The following is a 22,821-nucleotide window of genomic DNA, read 5'->3' on the forward strand; positions in this document are numbered from 1 at the left end:
ACAGCGCCCACCCATTCAAGTGGACCAAGACCGCCGACCAGATCATCGACCGAATCTGCCGCTACTGCTCAAGAATCTCCGGACCAGCTCACTAGTTGGTCCCCAGCCGGAGCACGGTCGTCGAGCGGAACTCCTCCCCCGGCCGCAGCTCCGTGCTGGGGAACGCCGGGTGGTGCGGGGAGTCCGGGAAGTGCTGGGTCTCCAGCGCGATCCCGGCGAACGGCCCGTAGGGGACGCCGCGCGCGCCGGTGACCGCGCCCTGGAACTTGTTCGCCGTGTAGACCTGGACGCCCGGCTCGGTGCTCAGCACCTCCAGGGTGCGGCCGCTGACCGGGTCCTCCAGCAGCGCGGCCCGCGCCGGGCTGCCGTCCCCCGGCCGGCCGCGCAGCACCCAGTTGTGGTCGTAGCCGCCGGGCCCGGTCAGCTGGGGGTGCTCGTCGTGCACCGACTTGCCGATCGGCGTGGCCACCGTGAAGTCGAAGGGCGTGCCGGCCACCGGCTCGGTCCGGCCGTACGGGATCTGCCGCTCGTCGGCGGGGGTGTACGTGTCGGCGTCCAGGGTGAGCAGGTGACCGAGGACGTCGCCGCTGCCTTCACCCGAGAGGTTGAAGTACGCGTGGTTGGTGAGGTTGACGACGGTCGGCTTGCTGGTGACGGCGCGGTAGGCGATCACCAGCTCGCCGGAGGCGTCCAGGGTGTAGGTGACGGTGACGTCCAGCGCGCCCGGGAAGCCCTGGTCACCGTCCGGGCTGTGCAGCGCCAGCCGCACGCCGCCGTCGACCGGCCCGGCCTCCCACATCCGGTGTGCGAAGCCGTCCGGCCCGCCGTGGAGGGTCATGCCGCCACCCGTGGGGGCGAGCTGGTGCTCCTCGCCGTCGATGGTGACCGACGAGCCGTCGATCCGGTTGGCGTACCGGCCCACCACCGTGCCGTAGTGCCGGGCCGGGCCGAGGATCTCGGACAACCGGTCGGTGGCCAGAAGCAGTTGGGCGACGCGGCCGGAGCGGTCCGGTGCGCTCAGGGTGTGCAGGGTCGCGCCGAGGGTGAGCACGCTCGCCTCGTACGGGCCCGCCGTGAGCGTCCAGCGCTCGATCGCGGCGCCCGCGCCCGAGGGCTCCAGGGGTTCCTGCCGCACGCTGGTGGCCTCGCTCGCCATGGGCCTGCTCCTCACTCGCGGCCGGGTCGCGCCGCGGCCGCCCGGTTCCGGGTCCGTCGAGGGGTCGCCGCGGCAGCCCCGTGTCCGTCAGCCTAGCGACGGCGGCGGCCGCGGGGGCGCTTCCGCGAACCCACGCGCCGCCTCCCGCGCCGCCGTCCACCATCTGGCGCCCCCTACGACCGCCGGGCGCCCCACCCGCGCACCGGGCTCCGGCCACGACCGCCAGGCGCCCGCCACGAACCGGGCGCCCCACCCGCGCACCGTGCACCGGCCACGACCGCCGGGCGCCACGACCGACCCCGGGGCCGCTCCTAGCCGTCCAGCTCCTCCAGCCGGCCCGCGTCCCGCTGCTGCTGCGGCGGCAGACCGAGCGCCGAGGCCAGGCCGTCCGGCCCGCTGCCCGCCTTGCGGTAGACCGCCGCCAACCGACGGTTGACCAGCCCGAGCGGCACCCCGAGCTCGTCGGCGATCCGCTGCGGCGGCACGCCCTGCACGGCCCGCTTGGCGACCTCCCACTCGGCGCTGCTGAGCGTCTCCAGGGTGTCCCGGAAGTCGCGCAGCCCCAGCCGGTTGGGCCGCAGGCCGTAGTTGGCCAGCTCCCGCCGGGCCCGGTCGACCAGCCCCTCCGCGGAACAGTGCTGGGCCAGTTCGATGCCCTGGTACAGGTACTCCTGGGCGTCCTCCAGCCGCCCGACCCGGCGCAGCGCGGCACCGAGGTCGACCAGGGCGACGGCGTGCTCGTAACCGGCCGGGGACTGCCCGAGGTACGCCACGGCGTCCTCCAGCAGTTCGACCGCCGCCTGGCCGTCCTCGATCCGGGCCTGCAGGCGCAGCGCGCTGCCGATCGCCGAGGCGGTGCCGAAGTTGCGTGCGTCCCGGACCGCCCGCTGGGCGTAGTCGCGGGCACGCTCGGGCTCGTCGTCCGCGATCGCGATGGCGAGGTGGCCGGCCCAGGGCGCCCAGACGGTGTTGTGCCAGCCGCGGACCTCCAGTTGGGCGCCCGCCTCGGTGAGCGCGGCGGCCGCGCCCGCGTACTTCTCCTTGGCGACCAGCAGCTTGCCGTACAGCGAGGCCGCGTCCGGCAGCACCATGGCCGTCGCGTGGTACGGCGGGTGGAAGCCGAACTCGTTGGCCAGTTTCCAGGCCTCGTCGACCCGGCCGCGGGCGATCAGGGTGTCGACGAGCACGCCGATCGCGTCCCACGCCAGCGGCAGCTTCTCCCCGATCCGCTCGGAGATGCGGTACGCCCGGCGCAGGAAGTCCTCGGCCTCGGCGAGCAGGCCGCGGCGGAACCGGGCCAGGCCCATCAGGAAGTAGGCGAAGCCCCGGTGGGCACCGCTCCACCCGGCGATCTCGAACTGGATGATGGCGTCCGCGGCCAGCCGTTCGGCCTGGGCGATGCGGTCGTTGTAGATGTACGTCAGGCCGAGCATCGAGGGCAGTTCGAAGCCCCAGGTGGTGTCGGTCCAGCCGAGGCCCTTGGGCAGTCGGCCGCCGTCGAGGACCTCGTCGGCGAGCGCGAGCGCATCGGCGGAGGCGGCGCCGCGCAGGGTGAGGTCCCAGGCGCGCATGGCGAGCACGGCCCGGTCGGCCGCCTCCCGCCCGCTCAGGCCCCGGCACATCTCACCGAGCCGGGCGGAGCGGCCCGGGCCGTCCTCCTCGGACTTGCGGAAGGCGTGCCACATGAACGAGGCGGCCTGGAGCCGCTGGCGCCCGGCCGGTTCGGTGGTCCTCAGGGCTTCTTCCTGGCAGACCAGGGCCGCCTGGCCCAGTTCACCGGCGTGGGCGAGCACCTCGGAGAGCAGGAAGGTGGCGTCCACGCGCAGGGCGGGGCGCAGCGGCACCTCGTCGGGGTCGAGGGCCAGCTTGAGCTGGTTGACGGTGGCGACGGGGTCGGTGAGCAGCGCGGAGCACCCGAGTTCGTAGAGCACCTCGGCCTTGATCTCGTCGGCGGGCGGCTCGTTGAGCGCGCGGTGCAGACAGCGCTGGGCCGCCTCGGGGGCGCCGATCAGCTGGTGTTCGACGGCGGCGCGGCGCAGCTTCTTGACGATCCGGTCGTCGCCCTCGCCGGAGTGGGTCTCGACCAGGTGACGGGAGGCGGCGAGCAGGCCGAGTCCGGCGTTCTCGATCTCGGCGGCGGCGATGCCGTGCATGCCGAGGCGGGTGGCGTCCGGCATGGTGTTGTAGATGGAGCTGGCGATCAGCGGGTGGACGAACTCCAGGTTCCCGTTGGGGCTCTGGGTCAGCACGCGCTGCTTGCGCAGCTGCTTGATGGAGTCGCGGGCGCCCTCGGTGCTCTGGGTGGAGATCCGGGTGGCGAGGTCGACCCGGATGTCGGTGCCCAGCATCGCGCAGGCCCAGGCGAAGCGCAGGGTGCTGGCGCCGAGCCGGTCCAGCCAGCTCTTGAGGGTCATCCCGGCGGCGTCGACGGCGAGTTCGCGCAGCTGCCGGGAGTTCTCCTCGACCGGTTCGAGTTCCTGCTCGCGCACCTGGTCGAGCAGGGCGTTGGCCTCGAACGGGTTGCCGTTGACGACGTTCCAGAACTCGTAGCAGAAGGCGTCCTCGGCCCTGTCGCCGAGCTCGGCGCGGATCATGTCGGTGACGGAGCTGAGGGTGAGCCGGTTGAGCTCGTGCTTGCGACCCTTGAGGAGGAGGACGTCCCGCCGGAAGTCCTGGGTCTCGATGGGCCAGTCGTTCTCGTCCTCCCGGAAGGCGAAGACGAGCAGAACGGGAAGTTCACTCGATCGGATGGCGAACTTGGTCAGCCAGGAGAGTGACTCGCCGTCCGCCCAGTGCAGGTCGTCGACGATCATCACCATCGGCGCGCGGCGCGGCGCGAGCTGGGTGAGGACGTAGTCGAGGCCGTCGCGCACGCCCTGCGGGTCGAGGCGGCGGGCGCCGGCCTTGGGCTGCTTGAGGCCCATGGCCGGTCCCACGACCTCCTCCCAGGTGCCCATGACCTGGCTGAACACCTCGGGCTTCAGGTCGGTGAGCACGGGCTGGAGCAGCTGGCGCAGGACGTGGTACGGCTCCTTGAACTGCCGTTCACCGCCTCGGGCGAACAGCACGGTGGCACCGTCGCGGAGCTTGGCGAGCCGCCTGACCTCGTGCAGCAGACTGGTCTTGCCGATGCCGGGGCGGCCCGAGAAGGTGAGCAGGTCGCCGATCTCGGTGCCGCCGGCGGCGAAGCCACGGCAGAGCCGGTCGACAGCGGCCTCCACCGAGCGCAGTTCGGCGTCGCGGTCGCGCAACCGGACCCGGGGCGCGATGCCGTCGCCGTCGTGGGCGGAACCACCGCCCGCCCGAAGTGCGTTCTCCTGCTCGGTCACCGTCGTGCCTCCGCCTCGCCCGCTGCGTCACAGCTCCATCACTGCGTGGAGCCGAGGTTAGCGCCGTGCGGACCTCCCCGTGGGGCATTCGTGCAGGCTGGGGCGGACGGTGAGGGTTTGGGGGCCCTGTCAAGGGCAATTGCCCTACATCCCTAACATCCCATCATTGCATCAGATACCCTACGGCCTTCGAGGCGCGGATGATCTTGCGAAGCCCACCCTCACCGTCCGCACCCCGTCGCGCCAACTCCCCCCACCATCACCGCTCCAACAACAAGCGCCCCCACCCTTCGCTGCACCGGGAGTCCGATGTCTGACGACACCTCACTTCAGATTCCGTTCCCGCACCGCCGCAGTCCGCACGGCATCCACGCCACCGCACTGCACAGGGACTGGCTGATCCGCCACCCGCTGCTGCCCGACGCCGACCATCCCGGCTACGCGCACTGGGAGGTGGTGGACCTCGCCGCACTCGGCTATCCGGACGCCGGCCCGGACGAACTCGCCCTGGCCGCCGACCTGATGGGCTTCTACTTCCTCTTCGACGACCAGTTCGACGGCCCGCTCGGCCGCCGTCCCGCCGAGGTGGCCCCGATCTGCGAACGGCTGATCGCCGTCCTGCACGGCGCCCGCGCCGACCAGGGCTCCGCGGTCGAGACCGCCTTCGCCGATCTGTGGAACCGCAGCATGCGGGGCATGCCGGCCCGCTGGCAGGCCCGCGCCGCCTACAACTGGGAGTACTACCTGGCCAGCCACCCGGCCGAGGCGGCCGGCCGGATCTCCACCCGGCCGCCGGACCGCGCCGGCTATCTGGAGCTCCGCCGGGGCACCGCGGCGATGGAGACCATCTTCGACATGGTCGAACGCCTGGGCCAGTTCGAGGTCCCGGCCGCCGTCCTGCACCACCCCGTGCTGCGTCAGCTCCGCCAGCTGGCCGCCGACATACCGTCGCTCAGCAACGACGTGCACTCCTACCCGCTGGAGGCGCCGCGCGGGGACGTGAACAACCTGGTCATGATCGTCCAGCGGGAACGGCGCTGCTCGGCCGAGGAGGCCTGCGCGGCGGTCATCGCCGAGGCCCAGCTGATGGTCGACCGCTGCGCCGAACTGCACGCCCGGCTGCCCGACGTCCACCGCGAGTTGGGCCTCTCCCGGATCGAACGCACGATCGCCCAGCGGTATGCGGACGGGCTGCTCACCTGGCTGGCCGGCTACCTCAGCTGGGAGGCCCGCACCGGCCGGTACCACGCGGTCTGACCGGCGTGCGCCCCGGACCGCCCGACGGGCGTGCGGTGGCGCGACCCGAGAGCGCCGCCCCGGCCGTACGGCGGCGCACGGCGGCACGCCGCGGGGGCGGTCCGGCCGACGCACGGCGGCTTACGGAGGCACGCCGGGGACAGCCCCACCGACGCGCGACGGCGCGCGGCTGCGGGTCGCGGGGGTGCGTCCGAAACGCGCGCCCCCGCAGTGATCCGTTTCGGGACGCCCGCGGAGATCGGGATCGGGCCCCGGGCTCCCGCGGAGATCGGGATCACGCCAGGGGTCCCGCGGAGATTCGGTCCGGGACGTCCGGCGGACCAGGCCCCCGCGAACGACCGGAAGACACACCCTCCGTACCGGACACGCGTACGGACCGTAGCCGCGCCGGGCGCCCGGCGGTTATCGTGCTCGGCGGCGGGCGCCCCCGGCGGGGCGCCGGTCCGATTGCGTGTCCGACCCCTCCCGCCGGACCGCCCCCGAACGGGCGGTCCGGCGTGCCGCCCGTGGCCAGAGCCGTGCCCGGCGGCGCCCGACGCAGCGAGGAGACAGCGAACATGACGGTCTACCAGCCCCCCGGCACGCCCGGCAGCATCGTCGCCTACCGCTCCCGGTACGAGCACTGGATCGGCGGCGAATGGACGCCTCCGGTGCGCGGCGAGTACTTCGGCAATCCGACCCCGGTCACCGGCGAGGTGTTCACCGAGGTCGCCCGGGGCACCGCCGAGGACATCGAGGCCGCGCTGGACGCGGCCCACGCCGCGGCCCCGGCCTGGGGCCGCACCTCCGCCGCCGAGCGCGCGCAGGTCCTGCTGCGGATCGCGGACCGGATGGAGACCAACCTGGAGCAGCTGGCCGTCGCGGAGAGCTGGGAGAACGGCAAGCCGGTGCGCGAGACGCTGGCCGCCGACCTCCCGCTCGCGGTCGACCACCTGCGCTACTTCGCCGGTGCGCTGCGGGCCCAGGAGGGCAGCCTCTCCCAGCTGGACGAGGACACCGTGGCGTACCACTTCCACGAGCCGTTGGGCGTGGTCGGCCAGATCATCCCGTGGAACTTCCCGATCCTGATGGCGGTCTGGAAGCTCGCCCCGGCGCTCGCCGCCGGCAACGCGGTGGTGCTCAAGCCCGCCGAGCAGACCCCGGCCTCGGTGCTGCTGCTCGCCGAGCTGACCGCCGACCTGGTGCCGCCCGGCGTGGTCAACATCGTCACCGGCTTCGGTGAGGAGGCCGGCGCCCCGCTGGCCGCCAGCCCCCGGATCCGCAAGATCGCCTTCACCGGCGAGACCGGCACCGGCCGGCTGATCGCCCGTTCGGCCGCCGAGAACCTGATCCCGGCCACGCTGGAACTCGGCGGCAAGAGCCCCAACGTGTTCTTCGCGGACGTCGCCGCCGACGACGACGCCTTCTACGACAAGGCCGTCGAGGGCTTCGCGATGTTCGCCCTCAACCAGGGCGAGGTCTGCACCTGCCCCAGCCGCGCCCTGATCGAGACCCCGGTCTACGAGCGGCTGCTCGGCGACGGCCTGGCGCGGGTGCGGGCGATGCGCCAGGGCAACCCGCTGGACACCGAGACCCAGGTCGGCGCCCAGGTCAGCGTCGAGCAGCTGAAGAAGATCCTCTCCTACTTCGAGATCGGCCAGGACGAGGGCGCCAGGATCCTGGTGGGCGGCGAGCGGGCCGACCTTGGCGGCGCGCTCGCCGGCGGGTACTACGTCACGCCGACGGTCTTCGAGGGCGACAACTCGATGCGGGTCTTCCAGGAGGAGATCTTCGGACCGGTCGTCTCGGTCACCCGCTTCGACGGCTTCGACCAGGCCGTCGCGCTCGCCAACGACACCCAGTACGGGCTCGGCGCGGGCGTGTGGACCCGCAGCATCAACACCGCCCACCGGGCCGGGCGCGCCATCCAGGCGGGCCGGGTCTGGACGAACTGCTACCACGCCTACCCGGCCCACGCGGCCTTCGGCGGCTACAAGAACTCCGGCATCGGGCGGGAGACCCACAAGGCGCTGCTGGAGCACTACCAGCAGACCAAGAACCTGCTGGTCAGCTACTCCCCCGACGCGGTCGGCTTCTTCTAGACACGCGGTCGGCTTCTTCTAGACCCGACGAGCCAGGGAGGCCGGGAAAGCGGAGCGGGAGGCCCGTCGGGGCCTCCCGCTCCCTCGCCACTCCCCGTGGCGGGCTCCGGGGCGAATCGCCTGTTCCGGGGATCAAAGCACATGAATGCGGCCAATTCACCGACGCGCCGCCGACATGCCCGGACAGCCCGCGCGAAAGCCGTAAACAGGACTCCCCGCCCCTCACCCCCATCAGGGAGTCCCGCGTGACCATCGCCCCCACGAAACTCAGCGACCCCGCCGTCCGCGCCTTCGTCACCGCGGTCAACGCGGGCGACCGCGAGGCCTTCTTCGCGCTGCTGGCCCCGGACGCGACCATGGCCGACGACGGCTCCGAGCGCGACCTGGCGGACTGGGTCGACCGGGAGATCTTCGGCCCGAACGGCCGGATGGCCGTCCAGACCGAGTCGAGCGGAGGCCACGCGCTGGTCGCCGAGTTCACCAACGAGACCTGGGGCACCATGCGCACCGCCTGGCGCTTCACCGTCGACGGCGGGAAGATCCACCGCTTCGAGACCGGCCAGGCCTGAGGCTACCGGTCCAGCCCCAGGCACCCCCGCACCGCGCGGATCAGGTTCCGCGAGCGGATGTCCCCGGTGACGCCCGGCTGCATGCCGTTGGTGACGTAGCCGAAGCCCAGCCGCAGGTCGGGGTCGGCGAAGCCGAGCGAACCGCCCCGACCCGGGTGGCCGAAGCTCGCCGGGGAGGCCATCGGCGCGGTCGGGCCGTGCCGCCAGAAGCCCAGGCCGAAGGTGGAGTTGACGATCAGCACCCGGTCCGGCCCGCTCACCGCCGGCTCGACCGCGCGTGCCAGCACCTCGGGGCCGAGCAGCGGCGGCAGCAGCGCGCCGGAGCCGTCCGGGCGGTCGGCCGCGCCGATCAGTGCCGCGTAGAACCGGGCGAGTGACCGGGCGGTGCCGATGCCGCCGGCGCCGGGGATCTCGGCGGCCTGCACCGCCGGGTCGTTGAGGTCCACGCCGGGGCGCACCGAGGCGAAGGAGCGGGCGGTCAGCGAGGCCGGGTCCTGGTAGGCGTCCCGGACGGACTGCTTGGGTCGCAGCCGCAGCCCGCTCGGACCGGTCCGGGCCGCGTCCGGCGCCGGGAGGTCGACGAGTCTGCCGACCCTGGGCGCGGCGCCGGCCGGCAGCCCGATCCACAGGTCCAGCCCGAGCGGCCGGGCGACCTCCTCGGCGAAGAACTGGCCCACCGTCCGGCCGCTGACCCGGCGCACCACCTCGCCGACCAGCCAGCCGAAGGTGTACGGGTGGTAGCCGTGCGCGGTGCCGGGTTCCCAGGCGGGCGCCTGCGCGGCGACGGCGGCGGCCGCGCGCTCCCAGGTGAGCACGTCCTCCAGCCGCAGCGGCACGTCCAGCGCGGGCACTCCGGCCTGGTGCGAGAGCAGCCAGCCCACCGGTATCCGGCCCTTGCCGGCCGCCGCGAACTCCGGCCAGTACGAGGCCGCCGGGGCGTCCAGGTCGAGCAGGCCGCGTTCGGCCAGGAGCAGCGCGGTGGTCGCGGTCAGGCCCTTGGTGACCGAGCGCAGCACCTGCGCGGTGTCCGCCGTCCACGGCACCGCGGGCGCCGGCCGGCCGCCGACCTCGGGGCGGGCGTCACCGCCCCACAGGTCGACCACCTTGCGGCCGCGCACATACAGCGCGAAGGCCGCACCGAGCTCGCCGTAGTCGGCGAAGTTCCGCACGAAGGCCGCCCGTACGGGCTCGAACCCCTCGGCCGTCTCGCCCCAGATCTCCACCACCGCGTGCCGCCCTCGACCAGTTCCGTTGCTTCTCGTGCCACTCGTGTTCGTTTTCGATCTCCTTCGATCGAATCCGTTCGAACCGAGCCCCGAAACCCTAACCTGTCCCTCATGACCAACCCTGCCGAGGAACTGCTGGACATCGTCGACGAGCACGACCGCGTGATCGGGACCGCCCTGCGCGGCGAGGTGTACCGGCGCGGGCTCACCCACCGCTGCGTCTTCATCCTGGTCCGCGACCCGGCCGGGCGGATCTTCGTCCACCGCCGCACCGACACCAAGCTCTTCGCCCCCGGCGCGTACGACATGTTCGTCGGCGGCGTGGTCGGCTCCGGCGAGACCTACGCCGAGGCCTCCGTCCGCGAGGCCGAGGAGGAGCTCGGCGTGCACGGCATCGCCCCGCGCCCCCTGTTCAAGTTCCTCTTCGAGCAGGACCGGCTCTCCTGGTGGTGCGACATGTACGAGGCCGAGTGGGACGGCCCGGTCTCCCCCCAGGAGTCCGAGGTCGCCTGGCACACCTGGCTCACCCCCGCCGAACTCGCCGACCGCCTCACCCGCGACTCCTTCGTCGCCGACGGGCGCGAGGCCTACCGCCGCTACCTGGACCTCCGGTCCGCGTAGCGCCGCCACGACCTCGGCGTTCGGGGCCGGTGCGCGGGCCGGAGTGCAGTGGGCCCCTGTCTCCACCGCAGGGCCCTCGACGAACTAGGGTGGCGCGCATGGCCTCCCGTACGCCGTCACCGACGGCCGATCGCGCAGCACGGACCTCCGCCTCCGCCCGGGCGGCGGGCGAGCGGCCGCGTCGGCGGCTGAGCGTGGACGAGCGGCGGGAGCAGCTGATCGCCGTGGCACTGGAACTGTTCAGCCGACGGCCGCCGGAGGAAGTGTCGATCGACGACATCGCCGCCGCCGCGGGGGCCTCCCGGCCCCTGGTGTACCACTACTTCCCCGGCAAGCAGGCGCTGTACGAGGAGTCGCTGCGGCGGGCCGGGCAGGAGCTGTCGGCCCGGTTCGAGGAGCCCATGGACGGGCCGCTGTCGGAGCGGCTCTACCGGGTGATGGGCCGCTACCTGGACTTCGTGCAGAGCCACGGGCCGGGCTTCGCCGCGCTGCTGCGCGGCGGCTCGGTGGCGGCCAGCGCGGGCACCTCGGCGGTGATCGACGACGTGCGCAGGGCCGCGCAGGAGCAGATCCTGGCCCACCTGGCGCTCCCCGAGCCGAGCGCCGGACTGCGGCTGACCGTCCGGGCCTGGATCGCCAACGCCGAGATCACCTCGCTGGAGTGGCTGGTCGAGCGCTCGGTGCCGCTGGAGGAGCTCCAGCTGCACCTGGTGCAGGAGTTCGTCGCCTCGCTCACCCTCACCGCCGCCCGCGAACCGGCCCTCGCCGCCGAACTGGCCTCCTTCTTCGCCGACGAACGCCCGGACGGCCCGACCGGGCGCCTCGTGCGGGACCTCGCGGGGCTGTTCGCCGTGCCGGGGATCGTCGAGGCGGTCACCGCGCTCGCCGCCGGCACCCCCGAGGACGGGTCCGCGCAGGCCACCGGCACCACCACCGAGTGATCATCGGGTCATCCTGCGGTTCGGTCCGGACGGCGGGCTCTGATAGGAATGAGCCGGGATCTGACGACCCGCCGCCGCGGCGGGCCCGGTCCCACCCGAACCACCGACGGCAGACGGAGCAGAGCGGGGGGCTCACCAGGTGACCCAGGACGTGCAGTTCAGCGTGGAGGCCAATCCCTTCGCGGCGGCGGAGCAGGTCTGCGCGACCCTCGGCACTCTCACCGACGCCCTCTTCGACGAGCGCACCTCGCGCCACCCGGCGGCCTCGCTGAGTGCCCCGCGGGCGGCCGAACACCCCGCCGCCGAAACGCTGTTCGGCCTGTCCCTGGCCCCCAACGGCCCGGTGCACACCGCCCTCGACCGGCTCGGCACGGTGACCACCGCCGGCACCGCCCGGCCGGGCACCGGCGCACGGCTCACCGACCGGGTGGTCACCGCGCTCCAGGCCCGGTACGGCGGCGGCGCGGTGCGCGGTGCCATCGCCGACCGGGGCACCACCTCGGCCGCGCTGTTCCAGCTCCCGGTCACCGGCGAGTTCGCCGACGCCAAGCTGCGCCCGCCGTTCGCCCCCGCGCTGGCCGCGCTGGCGGCCGGGCAGCAGACCCGGCAACCGGTCGAACTGCCCACCGGCGCGGGCGCCGAGGTCCGGCTGGTCGTGCCGCCCGGCTTCCACGCGCTGACCTCCCCGGGCGGCCCGCCCGGCGTCTCCGCCCGTGCGGTGCCCCCGCTGTCGGCACTGCCCGACGGCACGCACCGGACGGGCGACACGGACCGGACGGGCGGTACGGACCCGGCCACCGTGGCGGCCGCCGACGAACTGGCCCGGCACCTGGCGGAGGTCGCCGAGGAACTGTTCAGCGCCACCGGCCCGGAGCCGCGGCGCGACTTCGCGGTGATCTCCGCCACTCTGGCCGACCTGATCCGCGACGCGGGCGTCGTCTACGCCGGCGTCTGCGCCCTGGAGCTGGACGACCGCACCTCGGACGCCGCCCTCGTCGTCTCGCTCGCCCGGCACCCGCTGCCGATCACCGCGCTCGCCACCGAACTGGCCACCGTCCGGCGGCACGCCGAGGTGTGGACCGTCCTGCTGCCGGCCGGTCCGGCCGCCGTCCTGGTCGAGGGCCGGACCGCCCCGGTGCCCGGCCCGCTGGCCGCCGACGGGCAGCGGCGCTGGGTGGTCACCTCGGCCGTCCAGGCCTTCGTGCCGCTGCCGGACGGCGGGACGGTGCTGTGCGCCCAGCTGTCCACGGCGCGGCCGGAGGACTGGGAGCTGTACACGGAGGCGTTCGCGGAGCTGCTGAAGAGCGTCCAGTTCGGCTGGGACGGCGTGCCGGCCGCGATGAGCGGCGTTCCGGTCCAGGCTCCCGCTCCGGTCCGGACGCCCGCCCCTGCTCCGGCTCAGGTTCCGGCTCAAGCCCCCGCTGCCGCTGCCGTCGCTGCCGCCGCCGTGGCCGCCGAGAAGGAGGCGGAGGAGAAGCCGGTGCACCTGCGCGGCACACCGGTACGGGTGCCTCCCGCGGACTTCAACCCCTTCGCGCCCGTCGCGGAGGTCCCCTCCTCCGATGGGGAGGACACGGCGCCGGATGTCGAGGACCGCCCGAAGGGCACGCCGGTGATGGTCCCGCCGGCTGACTTCAACCCCTTCTCCATGGAGGGCATCCCGGACGCGCCGGGCGACGCGCCCGCGGCCCGGCCCGCCGGCGCCGCTCCGGTCGCCGACCCGTTCGGGACCACGGTCACGGCCGAGCAGAAGGCCGATCCGTTCGGCACCACCCTCCCCTCGCAGGGCCCCGCCGTCCCGCCGCCGCCCTCGACCCCGCCCGTCGTCCCGGCCCAGGCCCCGCCCGTCGCAGGGGAAGCGGCGGCACAGGGATCGGAGCAGCCCGGGGACGCGGAGGAGGCAGGTCCGCGCAAGGGCACGCCGGTGATGGTCCCGCCGCCGGACTTCAACCCCTTCTCCATGGAGGGCATCCCGGCCCTGCCGACGGACGAACCGAAGCCGGTAGCCGCAGCCGGCGCCGAGCCGGAGAACCGCCCGTTCGGCTGAGCCGGAGGCGCGGCGAGCCGCCGCGCGGTGACACGGCGAACGGATGACGGCCGACAGTCGACAGATTTCAGATTTCAGCGAACGAAATCTGAAATCTGTTACCTGTCGGCTGTCATCCGTTACCCGCTTCCGGCCCCTCTCCCCCGGCGCCAACTCCCCTGCCGCGAGCGCCGTCGGAGGTCGGCCGCGATCCGCTCCGCCGCCAACCGCCGCACACCGCCGCACACCGCCCACGGGTTCACCCACGCTCCGGGCGTACCTGCTCCGCCCCGGCCGGACCGGCTTCGGCGCTCAGCCCGCCCGCCGGGCCACGTGCACCACGTCCGGCACCCCCGGGCGACCGGGACCTCGTGCGTCACCACGTCCGAGAACCCCACCGCCCGCAGCGCGTCCTCGAAGGCCCGCGAAGGCTGCGCACTCCACACGGCCAGCACCCCGCCGGGCCGCAACCGGTGCCACAGCACCGTCAGCCCGTCCGCGCCGTACAGCCCGTCGTTGGACTCGGTGACGGTCCAGTCCGGCCCGTTGTCGATGTCGAGGCACAGCGCGTCGTAGCGCTCGCCGTCCGCCGCCGCGAGGTACTCCAGCAGGTCGGTGTGGAGAACCTCGACCCGCTCGTCGTCCAGTGCACCGCCCGAGAAGGCGCCGAGCGGGCCGGTCCGGTGCCAGTCGATGATCGCGGACTCCCGCTCCACGATGGCGATCCGCCCCCAGCGCGGCTCGGCCGCCGCGTACGCCAGCGAGAATCCGACCCCGAGGCCCCCGATCAGCACCGACGGCCGCTCGACCGGGCCACCGGCCGTACGGTCCAGCTCGTCCAGCGCCGTCTGGATCAGCAGCCGCTCCGAGCGCCCGTCGGCGGTGTCCATCAGGAAGCAGCCGTTGGCGATGATCTCGAAGTCCCGACCGCGTTGCCGGAGCACCACCTCACCGTACGGGCCCTCCCGCCGGTCGAGCGTGACGACGGCCTCGCGGCCGTCGCGTTCGGGCAGTGCTGTGGTCATCCGTCCTCCTTGGCGGACTCGGTGAACTCGGGTGAACTCGGGTGAACTCGGCCGCACCACCGCCCTGGTACCGGCGGGCCGGGTGGGCTTGCGCCCGACAATAGCCGAGTCCGCACCCGGGTCCGTCAGGTCGTGATCAGCACCCCCGCGTACGAGACTCCCGCGACGACCACCCAGGATCCGAGCCCGAGCAGTGCGATCCGCCCGCCGGTGCGGGCCATGGTCGGCAGGTGCACCGCACTGCCGAGACCGAACAACGCGGCGGCCAGCAGCAGTTCCTGGGCCTCCGAGGCCAGGCCGAGCGCCCGCTCGGGCAGCACCCCGGTGGTCCGCAGGACGATCATCGCGAGGAACCCCGCCACGAACAGCGGCACGATCGGCGGGCGGTTGTCGGTCTTCGCCGACTTCTCGCCCGTCTTCCCGCCCACCTCGCCCTCCGCCGGAGCCCCCGCCACCGACGTCACCGCCGCCGAAGCCCCGGTCGAAACCCCCGCCGCGACCTTCACCGAAGCCACCCGCGCCACCCGCGCCGCCCGCAGGTTCCGCCGCACCATGACGGCCACCCCCGCGACCAGCGGCGCCAGCAGCACCACGCGCATCAGCTTGACCAGCACCGCCTCCCGCAGCGCCCCGGCCCCGCTGGTCTGCGCGGTGGCGACCACCTGCCCGACGTCGTGCACGCTCGCCCCGACCCAGCGCCCGAACTCCAGCTCGTCGAGCCCGAGCGGATGCTGGAGCAGCGGGAGCACGGCGATCGCCAGCGTCCCGCACAGGGTGACCAGCGCCACCGAGGCCGCGACGTCCTCCTCCTCGCTGCCCGCCGCCTGGCTGACCGCGCCGATCGCCGAGGCCCCGCAGATCGAGTACCCGGTGGCGACCAGCAGCGGCTGGTCGCCGGGCAGGCCGAGCCGCCGGCCCAGCCAGAGCGTGCCCGCGAAGGTGGCCGCGACGACGGCCAGCACCATGGCCACGGTGGCCCAGCCGAGGCCGAGCACGTCGTCCAGGCTGAGCTTGAGCCCGAGCAGCACGATCCCGAGCCGCATCAGCCGCTTCCCGGCCGTGGACAGCCCCGGCCGGGCGATCCCGCGGACCACCGGGCGCACCCCGGGCAGGTGGGCCGCCACCATGCCGAGCACGACGGCGGCGGTGAGCTTGGGCACGGCCGGCACCAGCGCGTGGACGCCCAGCGCGGCGGCCACCCCGAGGGCGGCGAGCAGCAGCCCGGGGGCGTCCCCGCGCATCGGGGGCAACGAGCGGGTACGGGCGGCGCGGTGCCGGAGGGTCAGTGCCACGCCGGGATCACTGCTGCCCGTCGGCGGGCATCCGGTAGACCCGCCGGATGCTGGTGCCGAGCCGGGAGACGTCCGCACCGTAGACGTGGATGGAGATCGCCGTGCTGCTACAGGAGTTGCGCACCAGGTGGATGTCGCCGGGCGGGGCGAAGGCGGCGACGGTACCGGCCGGGCCGGCCACGTGCTCGGTCTCGACCAGCCGGGCGGTGGGGCCGCCGGAGACCAGCCGGTAGCGGGTCTCGCTCTCCTGCCCCTGGTGGACGCCGGCCACGCACCAGGAGACGTGGTCGTGGATCGGGGTCTGCTGCCCGGGCAGCCAGACCAGGGCGACGACGGAGAAGCTGCCGTCCTCCTCGGCGTGCAGGACGTGCTGGCGGTAGCGCTGCGGGTCGCCCTCGCGGTGGGCGGGGGCGAGCAGCGCGTCGGGACCGTCCGGGTCGGCGTGCAGGTGCGGGGCGAGTCGCTCGCCGACCAGGTAGGCGGTGAGCTCCGGCGGGAGTCCGCGGTCCACGACGGCGCGGATCTCACTGATCAGCGCGGTCATCCGCTCGGTGAGTCGGCCGCTGCCGACCGTGGCTGAGGGAGTCATCCCAGCAGGTTCGACCCTGGCGACCTATCACGTCCAAGGAGGGTTTGTAAGGAACCTACCCACCAACGCTTATATGTCAGCAGGCAGCCGCTCGCCCGTTACCTGCTGCCGCCCTCCTGCTGCCGCTCGCCGCCGGGAGTCGTCATCCGGGTCGGCGCTCAGCACCCGACCCGACTCGCCGCCGCCTGCCGCAGGTGGTCCAGCACCAGCCCGGTGGCCGGGATCCGGCGGTGCTCGCGCAGCACGTACGCGCTCACCTGCCGCCGCAGGTGCGGTTCGACGGCCCGCCCGGTGACCTTGCGGTGGCACATGAAGGAGAGCACCAGCGCCGGCATCAGCGCGATCCCGACCCCGGCGGCGACGAGCGACTGCACCGCGAGGTTGTCGTCGGTGGAGAACACGATGTCCGGCGCGAACCCCTCCTCCGCGCAGACGTGCAGCAGGTTGGCCCGGCAGCGCGGACAGCCGGCGATCCAGCGTTCGCCGCCGAGGTCGGCCAGCCGTACGGCGTGCCGGCGGCCGAGCGGGTGCCCGACCGGCAGCAGCACCGTGAGCAGGTCCTCCATCAGCGGGATCTCGTCCACGCCCTCCGGCACCTCGGTGGCCACACCGGGGTAACGGAAGGCCAGCGCGATGTCGCACTCCCCGCGCAGCAGCCGCTGGACGGAGTCCGGCGGCTCGGCCTCCAGCAGTTCGACCCGCACGCCGGGGTGCTCCGCCAGCAGCCGGGCCATCGCCTCGGGTATCAGGGTGGCGTTGGCGCTGGGGAAGGCGCAGACCCGCACCCGTCCGGCGCGCAGCCGGGCGAGGGCGGCGAGCTGCTGCTGGGCGGCGGACATGCTGTCGAGGATCAGCTCGGCGTGCCGGGAGAGCGCCTCGCCGGCCTCGGTGAGCCGCAGTCCGCGCCCGGCCCGGGTGAAGAGCGGAACGCCGACGGTGCGTTCGAGCGCCTTCATCTGCTGGGTGATGGCGGGCTGGGTGTAGCCGAGCTCGCGGGCGGCGGCCGAGTAGGAACCGGCCCGGACGACCTCGTGGAACGTCCTGATGTGCCGCGAATCGAACACCGGCTCCATGACCCCTCCCGCCCATCCGCTCTCGACAGCCCCGCTCCGGCCCCGCCCGGACCGTGCTCGGACCGCGCCCAGGCCTCGCCCGGACGCCCGAGAATCATAAGAGGAATTTGGAGGTATCGACCCCAACCCCACCCGTACCTATGGTTCAGCCCCGAACCAGGCTTCTCACTGCTGCGCCGACGGCGGCAGCCCCATCGCCACCTCGGCCTTGACCACCGGTGCCCCGCCGCGCACGCCCGGGCTTCGCCGGCTGCGCCGTTCCACGAAGCGGGCGAGCCAGGAGAGCAGCAGACACATGCCGATGTAGATCGGTGCGATCACCATCACCACCGGGATGAACGGCAGGTCGTAGTCCAGGTTGGTGGCGATCAGCTTGCCCGCGTGCAGGAACTCCTCGTAGGTGATCAGGAAGCCCAGCGAGGTGTCCTTGAGCGCGACCACCAGCTGGCTGATGATGGCCGGCAGCATCGCCCGGTTGGCCTGCGGCACCAGGACGTACGACATCACCTGGGTCTTGCGCATGCCCAGTGCGTACGCCGCCTCCCGCTGGCCCTTGGGCACGGCGAGCACGCCGGCCCGGAACACCTCGGCCAGCACCGAGCCGTTGTAGAGCACCAGCCCGGTCACCAGCGCCCAGAGCGGCTGCACCTTGAGCGCGACGAAGACGAAGAAGATCATCACCAGCACCGGCATGGCCCGGAAGAACTCCACCACCAGCGTGGAGAGCCAGCGCACCACCCGGTGGTCGGAGAGCCGCCCGGCCGCGAACAGCGCGCCGAAGGGCAGCGCGAACAGCACCGTCCAGCCGAAGGCCTTGAGGGTGTTTCCGAGCCCGCGCAGCAGCAGTTCCTGCACGCCCCGGTACTCGAACGGCTGCCACTTGGCGTACGTGAACTGGTGGGTGTGGAACAGCATGTAGATCACCCAGCCGATCAGCGCCGCGATCAGCAGCAGCGCGATCCCGCCGTACAGCCGGTGCCGGGCGAGCGCCTTCGGGCCGGGGATGTCGTACAGCGCCGAGGATTCAACGGTCATCGGGACACCGCCACTCGTCGTTCCAGCAGGTTGAAGACGGCGCTGATGGCCAGGGTGATGATCAGGTATCCGACGGCGATCCAGACGAAGGTCCAGACGATGCTGTAGCCCAGCTCGTTGATGGTCCGGTAGGTGCCCAGCAGCTCGGTGACGCTGAACGAGCCGGCGATCGCCGTGTTCTTGGCCAGCGCGATCATCACACTGCCGAGCGGCGCCACCACCGAGCGGTACGCCTGCGGCAACACCACCAGGCTCATCGTCTGCCCGAAGCTCATGCCCAGGCTGCGGGCCGCCTCGCCCTGCCCGGTCGGCACCGTGTTGATGCCCGAGCGCATCGACTCGCAGACGAAGGCCGAGGTGTAGCAGCCCAGCGCGAGCACCGCGAAGGTGTAGAAGGGCAGGGTGATGTTGAACCGGGGCAGGCCCAGCACCACGATGAAGAACAGCAGCGTCAGCGGCGTGTTGCGCAGCAAGGTCACCCACACCGTCCCGAACACCCGCAGCGGCTTGACCGGCGAGACCCGGAAGCCCGCGATCAGCACGCCCAGCACCAGCGACAGCACGGCACTCACCGCGAACAGCGAGAGCGTGCCGAGGAACCCCTCCCAGTAGGTCGACCAGTTGTCGATCAGCGTTTTCACGGCGCGGCCCTCTCAGTACCGGTCGATCTGCGGCGGGGTGGGCGCCGGCTCCCCGGAGAGGCCGAGGGTCGCCTCGAAGGCCCTCTGCCAGTCGCCGTTCTGGATGTGGTGCTCCAGCGCGTCGTTGATCGCGCCGCGCAGCACGGTGTCCTCCTTCGGCACCCCGATCCCGTACGGCTCGGTCGAGAACAGCGGGCCGACCACCTTGAGCTCGTCCGGCACCTTGGCCGCGTACCCGAGCAGGATCGCGTTGTCCGTGGTCACCGCGTCGACCTGGTTGGTGATCAGGTTGTCCACGCAGGCCGAATAGGTGTCGTAGCCGATCAGCTCGGCCTTCGGGTACTTCGACTGGATCCGCTGGTACGGCGTCGATCCGGCCGCCGAGCAGACCTTCTTGCCGTCCAGGTCCTCCGGGCCGTGGATGGTGTCGTTGTTCTTGCGCACCAGCAGCGACTGCCCGGCGATGAAGTACGGGCCGGCGAAGCCGACCAGCTTCTTCCGGTTGTCGTTGATGGTGTAGGTGCCGACGTAGTAGTCCACCTGGCCGTTCTGCAGGGCGGTCTCGCGGTTGGCCGAGGCGATGGTCTTGAACTGGATCCGGTCCGGCGGGAAGCCCAGCGAGGCGCCGACCATCTTGGCGATCTCGATGTCGAAGCCGGAGTACTCGCCGGTGGCCGGGTTCTTCTGGCCCAGGTACGGCTGGTCCTCCTTGGCGCCGACCACCAGGTGGCCCCGGCTGCGGGCGGCGTCCAGGGTCGGCGAGCCGGTGATCGCGGAGGCGTCCTGCACCTGGTAGCTGGGCAGGGCGCTGGGCTGCGGGCCCTTGGGCGGCGGGGTCCCGGGCTTGCCGCAGCCGGCCGCCAGCGCGGCGAGCAGCAGGGCGACGGCGAGCAAGCGCCGGCCCGCCCGTGCGGCGGGCCGCACCCCGGGCCGCGCGACCGGCCTCCCCGCGGGCCGAGCCCCGGGCGTCGTCTCACGGTTCACGGCGCCGCCTCAGTGCTTCAGGATCTTGGACAGGAAGTCCCGGGCACGATCGCTCTCAGGGGCGCTGAAGAAGTCCTCCGGGGCGCGGTCCTCGACGATCCGGCCGTCGGCCATGAACACCACCCGGTTCGCGGAGGCCCGGGCGAAGCCCATCTCGTGGGTGACCACGATCATCGTCATGCCCTCGCTCGCGAGCTGGCGCATGACGTCCAGCACCTCGTTGATCATCTCGGGGTCGAGCGCCGAGGTGGGCTCGTCGAACAGCAGGGCCTTCGGGTCCATGGCCAGCGCGCGGGCGATCGCGACCCGCTGCTGCTGCCCTCCGGAGAGCTGCGCCGGGTACTTGGCGGCCTGGTCGGCGAGGCCCACCCGCTCCAGCAGCGCGCGGGACTTGGCGTCCGCCTCGGCCCTGGGCCGGCCGCGGACCTTGATCTGCGCGAGCGAGACGTTCTGCAGCACGGTCTTGTGCGCGAACAGGTTGAAGGACTGGAACACCATGCCGACCTCGGCGCGCAGCCTGGCCAGGCCCTTGCCCTCCTCGGGCAGCGGGCGGCCGTCGATCAGGATGGTGCCGTCCTCGATCGGCTCCAGCCGGTTGATCGCCCGGCAGAGGGTCGACTTGCCGGAGCCGGACGGGCCGATGACCACGACCACCTCGCCGCGCCCGACCGTCAGCTCGATGTCCTGCAGGACGTGCAGGTCCCCGAAGTGCTTGTTGACCCCGCGCATCTCGATCAGCGGGGTGAAGGCCGAGGCGCCGGCCGGCGCCGGCCCGGGGGCTGCGGTCACCTGTTGCGCCGTCCCTTCAGCAGCCAGCCCAGCGCGACGCCCGCGATGAGCGTGGCCAGCAGCGCGATCCAGAGCGGCGCGGTGACGGTGAAGACCCAGAACTGGATCTGGACCCTGTCGAGGTTGGCGAACAGGAACCACACGGCGAGGACGACGATGACGCCGATCCCGATGTAGCGCGTGGGGATGCCGCCGATCTCACCGCGCGGGGAACGGGATGGTCCGTCTGAAATCTTGGTCACCGGAGCAGTCTGCGGGCCGGGCGGCCGATTTGCCCGGTTACGCGCTCTTCCGGGCCAGGGAGTAACCCGTACGGGGCAATCAGGCCCCGTACGGGTTTGAGTCCGCCCCGGTCCGCTCCGGTCCAGTCCGGCCCGACTCCGGTCCGGCCGCCGGCCGGACCGGAACCCGCTACCGCTCGTCCCGCCAGGACCGCCAGAGCGCCGCGTACGGACCGCCCGCCGCGACCAGCTCCGGGTGGCTGCCGTACTCGCTGATCCGCCCGCCCTCGACCACCGCGATCACGTCCGCGTCGTGCGCGGTGTGCAGCCGGTGGGCGATGGCGATGACGGTCCGCCCCTCCAGCACCCGGGAGAGCGAGCGCTCCAGGTGACGGGCGGCCCGCGGGTCCAGCAGGGAGGTGGCCTCGTCCAGCACCAGGGTGTGCGGATCGGCCAGCACCAGCCGGGCCAGCGCCAGCTGCTGGGCCTGCGGCGGGGTCAGTGAGGTGCCGCCGGAGCCGACCTCGGTGTCCAGGGCGTCCGGCAGGGCGTCCACCCAGGCCCCGGCGTCCACGGCGTCCAGCGCGGCCCGCAGCTCGGTGTCGTCCGCCCCGGGCGCGGCCAGCCGCAGGTTGTCCCGCAGGGTGCCGACGAAGACGTGGTGCTCCTGGTTCACCAGGGCGACCTCCGCGCGCACCCGCTCAGCCGGCATCCGCGCCAGCGCCGCCCCGCCGAGGGTCACGCTGCCGCGGCCGGGGGCGTAGATCCCGGCCAGCAGCCGGCCGAGGGTGGACTTGCCCGCGCCGGACGGCCCGACCAGCGCGACCCGGCTGCCCGGGGGGACGTCCAGGCTGATCCCGTGCAGGACGTCGGCGCCCTCGCGGTACCCGAACCGGACGTCCTTCGCCTCGACCCGACGGCCGTCCGGCAGGACGGACTCGTCCCCCTCGTGCTCGGGCACCTCGCGCACGCCGACCAGCCGGGCCAGCGAGGCCTGGCCGATCTGGAGCTCGTCGTACCAGCGCAGGATCATGTCCACCGGGCCGGTCAGCATCTGCGCGTAGAGCACGCCGGTGGTCAACTGGCCCACGGTGATCCAGCCTTGGACGGTGAACAGCCCGCCGAACAGCATGGTGGCGAGCACCGCCAAGGTGTAGACCGCGTCGATGGTCGGGAACCAGACCGAGCGCAGCCACAGGGTGTACCGCTCCCAGGCCAGCCACTCGCGCAGCTTGCGGTCGGTCAGCCGGACCCGCTGGTCCCCCAGCCGCAGCGCCTCCACCGTCCGCCCGGCGTCCACCGTCTCGGCCAGCACGTTGCTCACCGCCGCGTACCCGGCCGACTCGCTGCGGTAGGACTGCGGCGCGCGCCGGAAGTACCAGCGGGAGCTGACCAGCAGCAGCGGAAGCCCGATCAGCGAGGTCAGCGCGAGCAGTGGCGAGGTGACCAGCAGCGCGCCGAGCACCAGCAGCAACGACACCACGGCGACGGCGAGTTCGGGCACCGCCTCGCGCACCGACTTGTCCAGCCGGTCGATGTCGGTGGTGCCCCGGGAGACCAGGTCCCCGGTACCGGCCCGCTCCAGCACCCCGGTCGGCAGGGCCACCGAGCGGACCAGGAAGTCCTCGCGCAGGTCGGCCAGCACCCGCTCGCCGAGCACCGCGCCGCGCATCCGCGACCAGCCGGTGAACGCCGCCTGCACCACGAGTGCCAGCAGGTACCAGGCGACCGCCACCGCGATGGTGGACCCGACGGTCCCGGTGGCCAGCGACTCGACCAGGCGCCCGAGCACCCAGGGCCCGACCAGCCCGGCCACGGTGGCCACGGAGTGCAGCGACACCACCGCGGAGAACCCGGCGCGGTGCCGCCGCGCGAGCAGCAGCAGGTATCCGCGCACCGCGGCCGGGGAGCCGACCGGCAGGGTGGCGGCCGGCTCCTGTTCCTCCTGGAACGGAGGCTTCATGAC

Annotated in this window: 18 protein-coding genes and 1 pseudogene; 6 read left to right on the forward strand and 13 right to left on the reverse strand. The window is 73.2% G+C overall.

Translation table 11 applies throughout. The features are described from left to right. Positions 1 to 91: 91 nt before the first annotated feature. Entirely contained in the window at positions 92 to 1,156 is a 1,065-nt protein-coding gene (locus ACWGKU_RS09775) for an aldose epimerase family protein (RefSeq protein WP_452180984.1), read from the reverse strand. 311 nt (positions 1,157 to 1,467) lie between these two features. After that, entirely contained in the window at positions 1,468 to 4,485 is a 3,018-nt protein-coding gene (locus ACWGKU_RS09780) for an ATP-binding protein (RefSeq protein ID WP_452180985.1), read from the reverse strand. Positions 4,486 to 4,794: 309 nt separating this feature from the next. On the opposite strand from ACWGKU_RS09780, the gene ACWGKU_RS09785 reads away from it, so the two are divergent. The 3 genes from ACWGKU_RS09785 to ACWGKU_RS09795 all read left to right on the forward strand — a co-directional run bounded on the left by ACWGKU_RS09785 (position 4,795) and on the right by ACWGKU_RS09795 (position 8,392). After that, positions 4,795 to 5,742 carry a terpene synthase family protein gene (locus ACWGKU_RS09785; RefSeq protein WP_401050100.1) on the forward strand — a complete coding sequence of 316 codons (948 nt, stop codon included), beginning with the start codon at positions 4,795 to 4,797 and terminating at the stop codon, positions 5,740 to 5,742. A 557-nt stretch (positions 5,743 to 6,299) separates the two neighbouring features. Then, positions 6,300 to 7,823, forward strand: a complete 1,524-nt coding sequence (gene exaC / locus ACWGKU_RS09790) for an acetaldehyde dehydrogenase ExaC (RefSeq protein WP_452177907.1) — start codon at positions 6,300 to 6,302, stop codon at positions 7,821 to 7,823. A 245-nt stretch (positions 7,824 to 8,068) separates the two neighbouring features. Next, entirely contained in the window at positions 8,069 to 8,392 is a 324-nt protein-coding gene (locus ACWGKU_RS09795; protein ID WP_359911682.1) for a nuclear transport factor 2 family protein, read from the forward strand. 2 nt (positions 8,393 to 8,394) lie between these two features. Here the strand turns inward: ACWGKU_RS09795 and ACWGKU_RS09800 are convergent, their stop codons facing one another. Next, the gene (locus ACWGKU_RS09800) at positions 8,395 to 9,618 is read right to left on the reverse strand and encodes a serine hydrolase domain-containing protein (RefSeq protein WP_401050108.1); all 1,224 of its coding nucleotides are present in this window, start codon (positions 9,616 to 9,618) and stop codon (positions 8,395 to 8,397) included. Positions 9,619 to 9,729: 111 nt separating this feature from the next. Here ACWGKU_RS09800 and ACWGKU_RS09805 point away from each other — a divergent pair, with 111 nt between their 5' ends. The 3 genes from ACWGKU_RS09805 (at position 9,730) to ACWGKU_RS09815 (ending at position 13,227) form a co-directional block, all read left to right on the forward strand. Next, the gene (locus ACWGKU_RS09805; RefSeq protein WP_452177885.1) at positions 9,730 to 10,239 is read left to right on the forward strand and encodes an NUDIX hydrolase; all 510 of its coding nucleotides are present in this window, start codon (positions 9,730 to 9,732) and stop codon (positions 10,237 to 10,239) included. Positions 10,240 to 10,337: 98 nt separating this feature from the next. Then, a complete protein-coding gene (locus tag ACWGKU_RS09810; RefSeq protein WP_401050112.1) occupies positions 10,338 to 11,180 on the forward strand; it encodes a TetR/AcrR family transcriptional regulator in 843 nt (280 codons plus the stop codon). 139 nt (positions 11,181 to 11,319) lie between these two features. Continuing rightward, positions 11,320 to 13,227 (forward strand): hypothetical protein, encoded by a 1,908-nt coding sequence (locus ACWGKU_RS09815; RefSeq protein ID WP_452177886.1) that lies wholly within the window; start codon positions 11,320 to 11,322, stop codon positions 13,225 to 13,227. Positions 13,228 to 13,518: 291 nt separating this feature from the next. Here ACWGKU_RS09815 and ACWGKU_RS09820 read toward each other — a convergent pair. The 10 genes and pseudogenes from ACWGKU_RS09820 to ACWGKU_RS09865 form a co-directional block, all read right to left on the reverse strand. Continuing rightward, positions 13,519 to 14,231: pseudogene (locus ACWGKU_RS09820) on the reverse strand (spermidine synthase). A 125-nt stretch (positions 14,232 to 14,356) separates the two neighbouring features. After that, positions 14,357 to 15,472, reverse strand: a complete 1,116-nt coding sequence (locus tag ACWGKU_RS09825) for a YeiH family protein (RefSeq protein ID WP_452177908.1) — start codon at positions 15,470 to 15,472, stop codon at positions 14,357 to 14,359. Between the two features lie 58 nt (positions 15,473 to 15,530). Further along, positions 15,531 to 16,112 carry a cysteine dioxygenase family protein gene (locus tag ACWGKU_RS09830; RefSeq protein WP_401046564.1) on the reverse strand — a complete coding sequence of 194 codons (582 nt, stop codon included), beginning with the start codon at positions 16,110 to 16,112 and terminating at the stop codon, positions 15,531 to 15,533. A gap of 158 nt (positions 16,113 to 16,270) precedes the next feature. After that, positions 16,271 to 17,176: a LysR family transcriptional regulator gene (locus ACWGKU_RS09835; RefSeq protein ID WP_359911662.1), complete on the reverse strand. Its 906-nt coding sequence runs from the start codon at positions 17,174 to 17,176 to the stop codon at positions 16,271 to 16,273. A gap of 174 nt (positions 17,177 to 17,350) precedes the next feature. After that, positions 17,351 to 18,220, reverse strand: coding sequence for an amino acid ABC transporter permease (locus tag ACWGKU_RS09840; RefSeq protein ID WP_401046561.1), 870 nt, complete (start codon positions 18,218 to 18,220; stop codon positions 17,351 to 17,353). Then, positions 18,217 to 18,861 carry an amino acid ABC transporter permease gene (locus ACWGKU_RS09845; protein ID WP_359911656.1) on the reverse strand — a complete coding sequence of 215 codons (645 nt, stop codon included), beginning with the start codon at positions 18,859 to 18,861 and terminating at the stop codon, positions 18,217 to 18,219. The genes ACWGKU_RS09840 and ACWGKU_RS09845 overlap by 4 nt, the downstream gene beginning before the upstream one ends. A gap of 12 nt (positions 18,862 to 18,873) precedes the next feature. Beyond that, positions 18,874 to 19,755, reverse strand: a complete 882-nt coding sequence (locus tag ACWGKU_RS09850) for a glutamate ABC transporter substrate-binding protein (protein ID WP_359911653.1) — start codon at positions 19,753 to 19,755, stop codon at positions 18,874 to 18,876. 99 nt (positions 19,756 to 19,854) lie between these two features. Beyond that, entirely contained in the window at positions 19,855 to 20,583 is a 729-nt protein-coding gene (locus tag ACWGKU_RS09855; RefSeq protein WP_452177909.1) for an amino acid ABC transporter ATP-binding protein, read from the reverse strand. 47 nt (positions 20,584 to 20,630) lie between these two features. Next, the gene (locus tag ACWGKU_RS09860; protein ID WP_359911650.1) at positions 20,631 to 20,876 is read right to left on the reverse strand and encodes a LapA family protein; all 246 of its coding nucleotides are present in this window, start codon (positions 20,874 to 20,876) and stop codon (positions 20,631 to 20,633) included. A 169-nt stretch (positions 20,877 to 21,045) separates the two neighbouring features. Further along, positions 21,046 to 22,818: an ABC transporter ATP-binding protein gene (locus tag ACWGKU_RS09865; protein ID WP_359901573.1), complete on the reverse strand. Its 1,773-nt coding sequence runs from the start codon at positions 22,816 to 22,818 to the stop codon at positions 21,046 to 21,048. Positions 22,819 to 22,821: the final 3 nt, after the last annotated feature.

This window comes from Kitasatospora sp. NPDC054768, assembly GCF_053612025.1.